The 13,477-nt window shown below is 37.8% G+C and carries 11 protein-coding genes; 8 read left to right on the top strand and 3 right to left on the bottom strand.

Annotated elements, in window-relative coordinates; translation table 11 throughout:
• The first annotated feature begins 26 nt into the window (after positions 1-26).
• Positions 27-1,217, top strand: coding sequence for a pyridoxal phosphate-dependent aminotransferase (locus tag PXC01_RS06245; protein WP_276471468.1), 1,191 nt, complete (start codon positions 27-29; stop codon positions 1,215-1,217).
• A 119-nt stretch (positions 1,218-1,336) separates the two neighbouring features.
• Complete coding sequence (locus tag PXC01_RS06240) at positions 1,337-2,524, top strand: AEC family transporter (RefSeq protein ID WP_276471467.1); 1,188 nt, start codon at positions 1,337-1,339, stop codon at positions 2,522-2,524.
• A gap of 2 nt (positions 2,525-2,526) precedes the next feature.
• Here the strand turns inward: PXC01_RS06240 and PXC01_RS06235 are convergent, their stop codons facing one another.
• Positions 2,527-3,879: a Gfo/Idh/MocA family protein gene (locus PXC01_RS06235; protein ID WP_276471466.1), complete on the bottom strand. Its 1,353-nt coding sequence runs from the start codon at positions 3,877-3,879 to the stop codon at positions 2,527-2,529.
• A gap of 143 nt (positions 3,880-4,022) precedes the next feature.
• Between PXC01_RS06235 and PXC01_RS06230 the strand changes: the two genes are divergently transcribed.
• The 6 genes from PXC01_RS06230 (at position 4,023) to PXC01_RS06205 (ending at position 11,380) form a co-directional block, all read left to right on the top strand.
• Positions 4,023-4,901, top strand: coding sequence for a nucleotidyltransferase family protein (locus tag PXC01_RS06230; RefSeq protein ID WP_276471465.1), 879 nt, complete (start codon positions 4,023-4,025; stop codon positions 4,899-4,901).
• Between the two features lie 263 nt (positions 4,902-5,164).
• A complete protein-coding gene (locus tag PXC01_RS06225; RefSeq protein WP_276471464.1) occupies positions 5,165-5,530 on the top strand; it encodes a DUF7009 family protein in 366 nt (121 codons plus the stop codon).
• A gap of 82 nt (positions 5,531-5,612) precedes the next feature.
• Complete coding sequence (locus PXC01_RS06220; RefSeq protein ID WP_276471463.1) at positions 5,613-7,910, top strand: FdhF/YdeP family oxidoreductase; 2,298 nt, start codon at positions 5,613-5,615, stop codon at positions 7,908-7,910.
• A gap of 239 nt (positions 7,911-8,149) precedes the next feature.
• Complete coding sequence (locus PXC01_RS06215; RefSeq protein ID WP_276471462.1) at positions 8,150-9,013, top strand: UDP-2,3-diacylglucosamine diphosphatase; 864 nt, start codon at positions 8,150-8,152, stop codon at positions 9,011-9,013.
• Positions 9,010-10,008 carry a glycosyltransferase family protein gene (locus tag PXC01_RS06210; protein WP_276471461.1) on the top strand — a complete coding sequence of 333 codons (999 nt, stop codon included), beginning with the start codon at positions 9,010-9,012 and terminating at the stop codon, positions 10,006-10,008. The genes PXC01_RS06215 and PXC01_RS06210 overlap by 4 nt, the downstream gene beginning before the upstream one ends.
• A gap of 16 nt (positions 10,009-10,024) precedes the next feature.
• The gene (locus PXC01_RS06205) at positions 10,025-11,380 is read left to right on the top strand and encodes a GH1 family beta-glucosidase (RefSeq protein ID WP_276471460.1); all 1,356 of its coding nucleotides are present in this window, start codon (positions 10,025-10,027) and stop codon (positions 11,378-11,380) included.
• A 139-nt stretch (positions 11,381-11,519) separates the two neighbouring features.
• Here PXC01_RS06205 and PXC01_RS06200 read toward each other — a convergent pair whose 3' ends face one another.
• Positions 11,520-12,698, bottom strand: coding sequence for an acyl-CoA dehydrogenase family protein (locus tag PXC01_RS06200; RefSeq protein WP_276471459.1), 1,179 nt, complete (start codon positions 12,696-12,698; stop codon positions 11,520-11,522).
• Positions 12,699-12,753: 55 nt separating this feature from the next.
• Entirely contained in the window at positions 12,754-13,467 is a 714-nt protein-coding gene (locus tag PXC01_RS06195; RefSeq protein WP_276471458.1) for a tRNA1(Val) (adenine(37)-N6)-methyltransferase, read from the bottom strand.
• Positions 13,468-13,477 lie beyond the last annotated feature (10 nt).

Raw genomic sequence — 13,477 nt, 5'->3', positions numbered from 1 at the left:
AACTTTTAACTTAAACATAGCACATTATGAAAACAAATGTAAACAGAAGAGATTGGCTTAAAAAAGGGGTTCTTACCGCCGCAGGTGTAATGGCGGCACCCTATTTGACCTATGGTGCTTTCCCATCACAACCTATTGCGTTAGATGCAAAAGGCAACATACCTTACACTCCGTTTTTTAAAGAGTACTTACCATACGCACCATCACAACCATTGGAACTTGCAGCAAAACTGAATGCAAATGAAAATCCATACGGACCTTCGCCAATGGCCGTTTCCGCCATGCAAAAATATGCACCAAAAGGAAACCGATATGCTTGGAAAGAGCTCTACCAGCTTATGGATAAGATAGCCGTAGAAGAAGGTGTAAAACAAGAGAATATTATGATGGGTCCAGGTTCCTCAGATCTATTGGAAAAAACCGCTATGGTATTTTTCCAAAATGGAGGAAACATTGTTTCTGCAGACCCAGCATACATGTCTTTGATTAAAGTGGCACAGGCAACTGGCGCTACGTGGAAACCAGTTCCACTAAAAAAAGATTGGTCTCATGATTTAGCGGCAATGGAAGCGGCAATAGATGAAGACACAAAATTGGTTTATATCTGTAACCCCAATAACCCAACGGGTAGTATGACAGACCATGCAGAACTAATAGATTTCTGCTCACGTGTATCTGAAAAGACTCCAATATTTGTTGACGAAGCGTATTTGGGCTTTTTGGACGATGCAGCAAAAAAGAGTATGGTATCGCTTATCAACGAAGGTAAAAATGTTATTATAGCCCGTACATTTTCTAAAATCCAAGGTATGGCAGGTCTACGTGTAGGTTATGTAGTTGCCCAACCGGAAACCTTGGACATTATCCAAAAAATTACGCGTGGCGGTATGGGTATATCGCTTCCATCCGTATATGCGGCAATGGCAAGTATGGAAGATATTGAATTCAAGAATAAGTCTAGAAAACTGAATAAGGAATGTAGGGAATATGTGTATGAAAATCTTGATAGATTAGGTTTCGAGTATGTACCGTCTTCTACAAGTTTTATCATATTCCCAATAGAAATGGACGGTAAGCCTTTCTTAGAAAAAATGACCGCCGAAGGTGTTGGCGTTAGAGCTTTTGAAATCTATGGTAAAAACTGGTGCCGAGTAAGCATGGGTACCATGGACGAAATGAAGCTGTTTACAGCTGCCCTTGAAAAAGTGCTAGTTTAAGTTTGAATTAGTCCAGGAGTTGGAAGATTGGATAATTGCCTTGACACAAAAATCCTGAATTCAACTCCTACGGACTATTCATAGTTTATAGATCCACCTCAAACCAAAACACTCAAAAGATGAATTTTGCACTACAAAAAACCCTAGAATTAATACTCATAATAGGTCTTGGCGTACTACTACAGAAGAAAGTGGCAAAGCAAGATTTAAAAGGTGTTAAGGTTCTTATTTTAAGCGTAGCCCTACCAGCTACTATATTTGTAGCCCTGTTAAAAATAGAACTTAACGGAACCTTGCTTGTGTTCCCATTAGCCGCCTTAACATTCAATCTTCTTATGTTATTGGCAACAAAATATTTTTTGGCGGCCTCTTTACATAAAGAGGAAAAAAGTAAAAAAAGGACCTTGATGATGCTTTTACCATCTACTGCACCCGGTCTTTCCTGTTTTCCGTTTATCGTAGCTTATTTAGGTGACGACACCTTGGCTTTGGCCGCACTTGCAGATATTGGAAACAAAATTTTTGTTTTGATTTTGCTTTACATGTTGGCCATGCATTGGTATCGTAAAAATGCTGTAATTGAAAAAAATGAATCATCTTCTGCCAAGCTAAAAGGTCTTTTCATATCCTTGATCAATGAACCTATAAACATAGTAATCGTAGTAGGGTTGTTAATGCTAGGTTTTGGGTTAGATTTATCGTCATTACCAGCATTTTTTCAAAATACAGCGCTAAGTATTAAAGATTTGATGACTCCGCTAGTACTGTTATTCATTGGTATGGCGGTAAGAATTAACAAAGGAGAGTTTAAATTGATCATCTCTATGCTTTTCCGTAGAATGGGTCTAGCATTTTTACTCAGCGGCATTTTTGCTTATGCCATACCAGCTATGACGCCGGCTATGATATTATTATTAGTAGTATTTCCACAAAGTGCCTGTAGCTTTTGGCCATTTGCTCATATGAGTGCCATACAGTCTATGGAAGAGAAAGACGAACAGCCAAACCCAACATTTGATGTTAACTTCGGATTGAACATATTGGCCTGCTCCCTACCCTATTCAACGCTTTTGATCATAGGTATATTTTCATTTAGCGAGCATTTTATAAACCCTATTACCCTACTTGGATTGGGCGCCATTGTTTTAGCGATCTCTTTTGCTCCGGATATTTTTAAAGCTACCAGTTTCAGAGCTGATAGAGAACGTAAAATAGCTCGCAGATTATCAAAAAAGAAATCAAAAATGACGATTACAAAGGGCGAATTTGATGATAAGAAGACCTTTAACGAAGCTAAGGCAAGTTAGATTTAGTACGTTTCTTTCATCCAGTGATATGGCTTCCTTTTTATCCAAAGTCCTCTAGTAAAATCAGGGAAATCCTGGGGTTCGCCATTATTGGCGATCGAAACTTCCGAGAGTGGTGTAACAGCACTCCATGCCGCGGCATCGTACGCATCTAATGGTGGTGCAATGTTCTGTTTAGCGGATTCTACAAAAGAATTTAGCACAAAAAAATCCATACCGCCATGACCTGCATTTAAGGCATACTCCCCATACTTCTCCCAAAGTGGATGATCATATTGTTCTAACCATGGTTTTGCATCATCCCATTGATGTGGTTCAGACTTGCCTTCCACATAAATACGGCTTCCGTCAACCTCCCAAAGGCCGTTTGCACCTTGCACCCTAAAACCTAAAGAATACGGTCTTGGTAAATTACAGTCATGGGTAATGATTATGGTTTCACCGTTGGCCGTGTTAATGGTAGTGGTGATAACATCACCTTGTTTAAATTTAATTTTTGCATTTGGGTGTTGTGTTCCTCCCTGGTCAACAATATAATTATGCAAGCCAATACCTTTCGTGGCATGTGAAGTCATAGATACAAATCTATTACCTCTATTGACATCTGCCATTACAGCAACCGGCCCCAAGCCATGTGTTGGGTAAACATCGGCATTTCTCTTTACAGAATGCTCCGTTCGCCATTTAGATTCAGAAATACCCTTTTCACCAAATTCAACACCTTTACCATAGGCCGTTTTACCATCATTGAACTTTACATGACGCAAATCATGCTGATATCCGCATCTATAATGAACCATTTCACCAAATACATTTTGCTTTACCATATTTAGAACGGCCAATACATCTCGCCTATAATTTACGTTCTCAAGAATCATCATATGGGTACCGGTACGTTCATGCGTATTCACCAGATCCCAACACTCTTCCAAAGTATTAGACGCAGAAACTTCCACGCCTGCGTACTTTCCCGCTTCCATGGCATCCACAGTCATTCTGGTGTGCCATAACCACGGGGTCGCAATGATTACCGCATCAACATCCGTTAGGGCCAACAGGTTCTTATAGTCCAGATCATTTGAACCAAAAACCTTAGGTTCTTTACCATTTGCATCTGCAATATACTTTTTGGCAATGGCAATCCTATTTTCATCTATATCACAAATAGCCGTTACGTTTATATCATTTCTAAGTAATAAATTTTGCAAATGATTGATCCCTCTTAGCCCTACACCTATTAGCCCAACATTCAATTTATCCTCAAGGCTAAAATTTTTACGGGCAAAACTAGGTACTGCCATAAGCCCTAAACCAGCCAGTGATGTATTTTTAATAAAATTTCTTCTTGATGCCATTTGTTTATGAAGTTTATGACTTTGAATTTATAAAAACTTACCCATTCATATTAACTAATCATCAAGTTTATAGCGGTTACATTAATTAATCTCTATAAATTTTAATCACATTCGTTATTTTTGCCCCGTAAATACAGAAAATTATGACATTACTATTAATGGCTGCCGGTAGCGGTAGTAGATATGGAAAATTAAAGCAGTTTGATGATTTAGGTCCTAATGGTGAGTTTTTGATGGAATTTGCCATATATGATGCAATTCAGAATAACTTTGAACAGATAGTAGTTATTACCAAAAAAGAAAATGTTTCTTTTTTGGAGGAACATCTTTCAAAAAGAATTCCTAGCAATATTCAATTGAACGTTCTTGCTCAAGAACTTACAGATTTACCTGACGGAGTTACTTTTACAGGTGAACGTAAAAAACCTTGGGGTACCGCTCATGCAGTTTGGACGGCAAGAAATGTGATCAACGGACCGTTTGTAGTGATCAACGCAGATGATTTTTATGGTCAATCTGCCTACAAAAAAGCGGCGGATTTCATGAAATCCGATAACAATGCCTATGCACTTTTAGGCTATACCCTTAAAGACACTTTATCTGAGCATGGTTCTGTATCTAGAGGTGTTTGTGAAGTAAATGGAGATAACCTTGTATCTGTACAAGAGCGATTGAAACTGGTACAACAGGAAGATAAGATTATTGATGAGGATACTAATTTAGAATTTACAGGTGATGAACAGGCAAGTATGAACTTTTGGGTCTGTAGACCATCTATCTTTGATAAAATTGAATCTGAATTTAGAATATTCTTAAAAGATGATGACCGTATCGCCAACAGCGAACTATACATTCCTTTAATGATACAAGAAATGTTACAGGCCAACGAAATTGAGGTTAAATGTATACCTTCTGGTGGAGATTGGTTTGGTGTAACATATGCCAGTGATAAGGAAAAAGCAATGAACAGTTTAAAGGAAAAATCCGATTCTGGAAAGTACCCTGCGCCTATTTGGAAATAAGCCTTTTCATCAAATACAAGAACCCATTAGATATTGATTTAATGGGTTTTTTTATGCTCAAAACAGACTAAAACTAAAAAGAGTCCGATCTTATCAGACCGGACTCTTTTACGAGAACACTATATGAAAATGAAAAAATTTAATTCGTTTTTAATTACATTGTAAATATATAGGTAAGGTTAAATATTGGAAACAAATTGATGTCAATCGCCCATATTTTGTTGTCAGATGCGCTATTTTTGTTGTGAACTGAATCTATAGTTATGAAAATTAGAATAAAAGGTGATTCTGTACGGTTTAGATTAACCCAATCTGAAGTGAAAACATTATCGGAAAATGGAGAAATTTACGACAGTACAAATTTTGGAACTACAAAATTTAACTATGGTGTAGTATTAAAGAGCGATATTGAGCAATTACATATCAATTTTGAAAACAATAGAATTACCCTTTTTATGCCAGAGGCCAATGGCAGATCCTGGTTTACCAATGACATCATAACTTTTGACCATACCTTGAAAACTACAGCCGGCAATAACCTTTACCTGTTGTTGGAAAAAGATTTTACTTGCTTGGACAATACTATAGAAGACCAATCTGACAATTACCCCAACCCTAAGTTGAGTTAAAATCCCCTATTTTAATCATTTGGGTTACAGTTTTAATTGAAATGATTACAAACGTTACTATTACATTTCTTAAGTTTATTGCATGAACGCAAAAAACGAACGTAACGTCTCTTTTAGAGGGTCTGAGGAATTTCTTGATATTGAAGTAAAAGAACCTGTAACTCATGCAGCAGGTTATTTAGGCGTACGTGAAGCCCTAAAACATACGTTCAAAGAAATGGGCGTATTACGATCAATGCGCACCTTGCTGAGCATGAACCAAAAAGACGGTTTTGATTGCCCAAGTTGTGCATGGCCCGATCCCGAACACCCATCACCTGTAGCTGAGTACTGCGAAAATGGAGCCAAGGCCTTAGGTGATGAAGCTACCACACAACATATTGGTGCAGATTTTTTCAAAAATAATTCTGTAGAAGAACTTTCACAACTTACCGATTATGAACTCAACAAATTTGGGCGCTTAATTGAACCTATGGTATTAAGACCAGGCAACGTTCATTACGAACCAATTTCTTGGCAGGACGCGTTTGATTTAATCTCAGCTGAATTAAAAATGTTGAACAATCCGGACGAGGCTATCTTTTACACTTCTGGTAGATCCAGTAATGAAGCTGCCTTTTTATATGGCATGTTTGCACGTGCATTAGGCACCAACAACCTTCCGGATTGCTCTAATATGTGCCATGAGAGTAGTGGTGTTGCCTTGGGAGAAACCTTAGGCATAGGCAAGGGATCTACAACATTAGAGGATTTATACGAAGCAGAAGTCATATTAATAGCCGGGCAAAACCCAGGCACCAATCACCCTAGAATGTTATCCGCATTAGAAAAATGTAAGCAGAACGGTGGTAAGGTCATTAGTATAAATCCGTTAGAAGAATCAGGATTGGTGAATTTTAAGAATCCACAACATATTGGCGGATGGATCGGTGGTGGTGAGGACATGGCAGATATTCATTTGGCGGTCAACATTAACCAAGATATACCTCTGGTAAAGTTAATTTTAAAGAAATTAGTTGCCTTTGAAGAAAAAGGAAATACAGTTTTTGACCACGCTTTTATTGAAAAATATACAGATGGTTATGAGTCCTTGATTTCTGATTTAAAAAATTACAATGCGGAAGACCTATTGGCGCAAACTGGCGTATCCGAAGAAAAAATAAACGACACGGTTACATTATTGGCGAATAAATCTAAAATTATAGTGTGTTGGGCAATGGGTCTTACCCAACACAAGAATGGCGTAGAAAATATTAGAGAGTTCATAAATCTTCTATTGTTGAAAGGAGCCATTGGAAAACCAAATGCAGGTACATGTCCGGTACGTGGGCATAGTAATGTACAAGGGGATCGTAGCGTAGGCATTCAACACTTTGTTGATGAGGGTTTAAATACCCGTATTAAAGAACACCTAGGTTTTACACCACCCAACCATGAAGGGGTAGATGTCGTAGGTACATTAAAAGCAATGTATGAAGGTAACGCCAAAGTATTTATGTGCTTGGGCGGCAATTTTTTAATGGCGGCATCTGATACAGAATATACCGCAAAGGGAATTCAAAATTGCGATTTAACGGTACAGATCAGTACCAAGTTAAACCGTACACATTTAATCACCGGAAAAACCGCTTTGATCTTACCGACTATTGGAAGGTCTGAAAAAGATTTGAAAAATGGCAAGCCCCGTCATTTTACGGTTGAAAATAGTATGGGAAGGGTAAAACAATCAAGAGGGATTTTAAAACCAGCCTCGGAGGCCATCATGAGCGAACCGGAAATTATTGCCAATCTAGGGCATTCCTTATTTGGCGAAGAACATCCTATGAACTGGAAATCTTTAGGTGAAGATTATGAATTGATCAGAAAAAGAATCGACCAAGTTGCAAAAGGTTTTAATGATACCGAAGAACGTTCAAAAGGCGCAGGCTATTACTTGCCAAATAATGTTCGCGAATTGGATTTTAGCATGTTGCCCAATGGTAAAGCACAATTTACAATTAACAAACTACCTGAACACACTTTGGCAAAAGATGAATATATGCTTATGACCATACGTTCTCACGATCAGTTCAACACAACTATTTATGGTTTAGACGACCGTTACAGAGGCGTTTATAACGCAAGACGGGTCATCTTCATGAATATAGATGACATGAAAGCTGTTGGTCTTAACAAGTTAGATGTAGTTGACATTACCAGCACTTATGATGACATTGTAAGAACCGCCCATAATTTTAAGATCGTTCCATATAATATTCCATCGGGAAATCTGGCTTCTTATTTTCCGGAGACCAATGTTTTGGTACCTTTCAATCATTTTGCAGATCGTAGTAAAACACCGATCAGTAAGTCGGTAAAGGTAAGGTTGGTAAAGAAATAGTTAACCAACATTATACTGAAATTCAATTACATAACAATCTGGTAACTAAAAAATAAGTTACCAGTAACCTACCCATGCGCATATTTTTTGAAACTTTACGACTATAAGTTTCACTATATGAAATCTATTGAATTGACCTTGACTTCAAATACCCCTACCACCTATTATACTGAATTAGAGGTAAAACTACCCCATAGTACTTTCTTAAGGTTTTCAAGAAAGAAACCTATACATATTTTATGAAAAAAAGACATGTAGACCTTGTGGTCATTTCAGATGTTCATTTAGGCACATACGGTTGCCACGCCAAAGAACTTCTAAAGTATATGAAATCTATAAGGCCAAAAGAAGTAATCCTTAATGGCGACATTGTGGATATCTGGCAATTTAGTAAGCGGTATTGGCCTAAATCTCACATGAAAGTAGTTAAACTTCTATTGGATTGGGTTGCAAAAGGAATTCCCGTACACTATGTTACCGGAAACCATGATGAACTATTGCGCAAGTTTACAGGCAATAGAATGGGTTCTTTAAGTATTGTCAATAAAATGGTAATTCCTCTAGAAGACAAAAAAGCATGGATTTTTCATGGCGATGTTTTTGATGTAACCATGCAACATTCTAAATGGGTAGCCAAACTTGGAGCAAAAGGTTATGACTTTTTAATTGTCTTGAACAGAGCCATTAATTTCATCAGCAAAAAAATAGGAAAAGGACCTATTTCCATGTCCAAAAAAATTAAAAACGGTGTAAAGTCTGCCGTTAAGTTCATTAACGACTTTGAGCATATTGCAGCAGATATTGCCATAGAAAATGGGTACGACTATGTAATATGTGGACATATTCACCAACCGGAAATCAGAAAGATAAAAACGGATAAAGGAGAGGTCATCTATTTAAATTCTGGAGATTGGATCGAGAATTTAACCGCACTGGAATATCATAACGGGCAATGGAAATTATATTCATATCTAGAAGACCAACTCATCATAGACCACAAGGAAGATAGTAAAGAAGAAACATTTGTCTTAGAAAAAGCAGAACTATTTCAAAGCCTACTAGAGGAGTTTAGAATTAGTGGAATGACACAGCAGAGTAAATGAGAGTACTATACGCAATACAAGGTACCGGAAACGGACACTTGAGCAGAGCAAGAGATGTTATACCCGCATTATTAAAGCATCATATATCATTGGATATTTTAGTAAGCGGCATACAAGCTGATATTAAGCTACCCTACCCCATTAAGTATCAATTAAAAGGGTTAAGTTTTATTTTTGGCAAAAAAGGTGGCGTAGATGTTTGGAAAACCTACTACAGAGCCAATTCTATGCGCTTACAGAAGGAAATTAAAAGCATACCTGTAGAAGATTATGATCTGATCATAAATGACTTTGAGCCTGTTACGGCCTGGGCATGTAAACTTAAAAATAAACCATGTTTCAGTCTCAGCCATCAGGCGGCGGTACTATCTAGTTTGGCGCCAAAACCAAAGAAGAAAGATAGAATGGGCAAATGGATTTTAAACAACTATGCCCCAACAAGTCAGCAATTTGGTTTACATTTTAAATCCTATGAAGACAATATTTACACACCTATAATAAGAGATGATATAAGGTCAGCATCAATTTCCCAAGGTGAACATTACACCGTTTACCTACCCTCTTATAGTGATGAAAAACTCCTGAATTTCTTAAGCAAGATGAAAAGTGCCAAATGGGAAGTTTTCTCTAAACACAACACCTATGAATACTTCAACAAAAACATTCATATAAAACCTATTACCAACACAGCTTTTGTAAAGAGTATGGCTACCAGTAAAGGCGTCTTATGCGGTGCCGGTTTTGAAGCGCCTGCAGAAAGTCTTTATATGCAAAAAAAATTGCTCGTAGTACCCATGAAAGGTCAGTATGAGCAACAATGTAATGCAGCTGCATTAGCAGAAATGGGTGTTCCGGTTATAAAATCACTAAAGAAAAAGCATCTGGACAAAGTAAAACATTGGTTGAACACAGATACTATCGTACCAGTGGAATACCCGGATATTACCGACAAAATAGTTTCAAAACTTTTAGAAGAATCTTTAGTACTACGCTAAAAAAGCTCGTATTTCATTGAAAACATATAAAGAGGCCATTTTAAACGCATCAGATTTTGGTGAAGATTTTATATGGGGAGTATCAACCGCAGCATACCAAATTGAGGGTGCACATGATCTTCATGGCAAAGGACCATCTATTTGGGACAAATTTACCGCTACACCCAAAACAATCCTTAACGGGGACAATGCAAATGTTTCATGTGACTTTTACCATAGATATAAAGAAGACATCTTGTTAATGAAATCGATGAATATTGACAACTATCGTTTCTCGATCTCATGGCCAAGGGTTTTACCCAACGGTACAGGAGCTATCAATAAAGCAGGAATTCAATTTTATAATGATGTCATCAATTTCTGTTTAGATCAAAATATAACCCCTTGGGTTACTTTGTATCATTGGGATCTGCCACAAACCTTAGAAGAAAAAGGCGGTTGGACCAATAGAGACATTTTAAATTGGTTTTCAGAATTCACTAAAGTGTGTGCAAACGCTTTTGGAGATCGGATAAAAAACTGGATGATATTGAACGAACCTATGGTTTTTACAGGCGCCGGATACTTTTTAGGCGTTCATGCACCTGGTAAAAAAGGACTTAAAAATTTTCTGCCAGCAGCACATCATGCGGTTTTGTGCCAGGCGGAAGGCGGCAGATTACTTCGCAAACTTGTACCTAAAGCGCATATAGGCACTACATTTTCATGTTCACAAATTACACCTTACAGAAACAATAAAAGAGATAGAAAAACAGCCGTTCAGGTTGATGCTTTGCTTAATCGTTTATTTATTGAGCCCGCGCTTGGGTTAGGTTATCCCATAAACGAAGCTCCGGTTCTAAAGAAACTTCAGCCTTACATCCAATCTACCGATATGGAAGATTGCCAGTTCAATTTTGACTTTATCGGTATCCAGAACTATACACGGGAGAAGGTAAAATACAGCCTTTTTGTACCTTATATAAAAGCTAAAATTGTTAAGGCCAGTAAGAGAAACGTACAAACCACATTGATGGATTGGGAAGTGTACCCGCCCAGCATTTACAATATGATCAAAAAATATAACGACTACCCCCAAATCAAAAAAATAATCATCACAGAAAACGGGGCCGCTTTTAAGGATACCATGTTCGAAAAAAAAATTGACGATACCCAACGTAAAGATTTCCTAAAACGGTACTTAGGTCAAGTACTAAAGGCAAAACAAGAAGGGTTGAATATCCATGGTTATTTTGTGTGGACCTTTACAGATAATTTTGAGTGGGCAGAAGGTTACCATCCTAGATTTGGATTGGTACACATAGATTTTAAAACATTGAAGAGAACAATTAAAGAATCGGGAAAATGGTTTTCCAATTTTCTATCAAGCTAAAATAAGGGCACAAAAAAAGCCGATGCTCCCATCGGCTTAAGCTTTTATCCAAAAAACATGCACACATCTTACTAGCGCAAGACAAAGATAGCAGTCGCTTTTTGTATTGATGTTAAGGGTAAACTACCAAAATGTTACGTTATTGAAAAGCTGGCATTCCTGTAATATCGGCACCTGTTATCAGCAAATGAATATCATGTGTGCCCTCATAGGTAATTACGCTTTCTAAATTCATCATATGTCTCATAATACTATACTCGCCGGTAATACCCATACCACCTAAAACCTGCCTAGCCTCACGTGCTATTTTTATGGCCATTTCTACATTATTTCTTTTTGCCATAGATATTTGGGCAGAAGTTGCCTTGCCTTGGTTTTTTAATTGACCTAGTCTAAAAGCCAATAACTGGGCCTTGGTAATCTCCGTAATCATTTCTGCCAATTTCTTTTGCTGCAATTGTGTTGCCGCAATAGGTTTACCAAATTGAATGCGTTCTTTGGCATATCTTAATGCGGTATCATAACAATCCATAGCAGCACCTATGGCACCCCAAGAAATACCGAATCTAGCAGAGTCCAAACATCCCAGTGGCGCTCCTAAACCAGATTTATTGGGTAACAGATTTTCTTTAGGGACCTTTACATTATCAAATATCAATTCACCGGTAGCCGAAGCTCTCAAGGACCATTTATTATGTGTTTCAGGGGTTGTAAAACCTTCCATACCACGTTTCACGATCAAACCATGAATACGACCTTCTTCATTCTTTGCCCACACCACGGCAATATCGCAGAATGGCGAATTGGAAATCCAAAGTTTGGCACCGTTCAAAAGATAGTGGTCTCCCATGTCCTTATACTTGGTTTCCATACCACTAGGATTAGAACCATGGTTAGGTTCTGTCAACCCAAAAGAGCCCATCCATTCGCCAGTAGCCAACTTAGGCAGGTATTTTTTACGTTGTTCTTCGGTTCCATAGGTATAGATAGGATACATGACCAAGGAAGACTGTACCGACGCCGTTGAACGAACACCACTATCTCCCCTTTCAATTTCTTGCATAATAAGTCCGTAACTTATTTGGTCCAGTCCGGCACCACCATATTCTTCAGGAATGTATGGTCCAAAAGCACCGATCTCCGCCAAACCTTTAATAATTTGCTTCGGAAATTCCGCTTTTTGGGCAAATTCCTCTATAATCGGAGATACATCTCTCTTTACCCATTGGCGTGCGGCATCACGAACCAACAATTGTTCTTCTGATAGTAAATCGTCCAAGTTATAATAGTCTGGTGCTTCAAATAGATCTGGTTTCATAACAATGCTTTTCTCAAAGATAAATAAAGAAATATAACATTACACAAGGTTAAAGTTACATATCTAAGTAATATGCTTTGGTTAAATTCACATAATCAATGGTATATTGATGTCTACTACTTTCAATAATTAATTCTGATGTTTTATAATCTTGTTCTTTATGGGAAAAAGCCAATAAAACACGTTTGGTATCTGCGTTAGGATTTCCTTTTACATGCAAACATTCGTTAACGAACAAGTTTACATCTGCCGCCAATTTTACAAAAGCATCTTTTTCCTTAAAAGGTATAATGGTAGAGAACAACCCATTTTCTGCCAATAACTTTGAAACGCCTTCTAACAATTCATTAAAAGGAAGAAACTCGTTTTGTCGTGCTTGGTCTCGTTGCACATTACCTGAACTAACGGTTTCAGAATAAAATGGCGGATTGCAAACGATCAATTCATATTGATCTTCAATCTCATCAACAAACTCGTCTAGACCGGCATGATAACAGTATAAACGATCTCCCCAAGGCGATATTTCAAAATTTTCAACACATTGCTCATAGGCATCCGCATCAATCTCTATTGCATCTATTACCTCGGCGTTGCTTCTTTGTGCCAGCATTAAGGCGATAACTCCCGTACCGGCCCCAATATCAAGAATAGAATCTGGATTGTGCCGTATACTGGTCCACGCACCAAGCAATACACCATCCGTACCAATTTTCATAGCACAGCGATCTTGGTTGATACTGAATTGTTTAAATTTAAATAGCTTGCTCAATATAAATGTA

It is taken from the genome of Maribacter huludaoensis, from assembly GCF_029350945.1.
GTDB lineage: Bacteria > Bacteroidota > Bacteroidia > Flavobacteriales > Flavobacteriaceae > Maribacter > Maribacter huludaoensis.
Note: the sequence above shows the minus strand (reverse complement) of the source record. Positions and strands in the feature narration are given on the sequence as shown.

Coding starts and splice junctions, on each gene's coding strand:
- PXC01_RS06235 (WP_276471466.1), bottom strand. CDS start 3,879: ATGGCATCAAGAAGAAATTTTATTAAAAATACATCACTGGCTGGTTTA.
- PXC01_RS06230 (WP_276471465.1), top strand. CDS start 4,023: ATGACATTACTATTAATGGCTGCCGGTAGCGGTAGTAGATATGGAAAA.
- PXC01_RS06220 (WP_276471463.1), top strand. CDS start 5,613: ATGAACGCAAAAAACGAACGTAACGTCTCTTTTAGAGGGTCTGAGGAA.
- PXC01_RS06215 (WP_276471462.1), top strand. CDS start 8,150: ATGAAAAAAAGACATGTAGACCTTGTGGTCATTTCAGATGTTCATTTA.
- PXC01_RS06200 (WP_276471459.1), bottom strand. CDS start 12,698: ATGAAACCAGATCTATTTGAAGCACCAGACTATTATAACTTGGACGAT.
- PXC01_RS06240 (WP_276471467.1), top strand. CDS start 1,337: ATGAATTTTGCACTACAAAAAACCCTAGAATTAATACTCATAATAGGT.
- PXC01_RS06225 (WP_276471464.1), top strand. CDS start 5,165: ATGAAAATTAGAATAAAAGGTGATTCTGTACGGTTTAGATTAACCCAA.
- PXC01_RS06210 (WP_276471461.1), top strand. CDS start 9,010: ATGAGAGTACTATACGCAATACAAGGTACCGGAAACGGACACTTGAGC.
- PXC01_RS06245 (WP_276471468.1), top strand. CDS start 27: ATGAAAACAAATGTAAACAGAAGAGATTGGCTTAAAAAAGGGGTTCTT.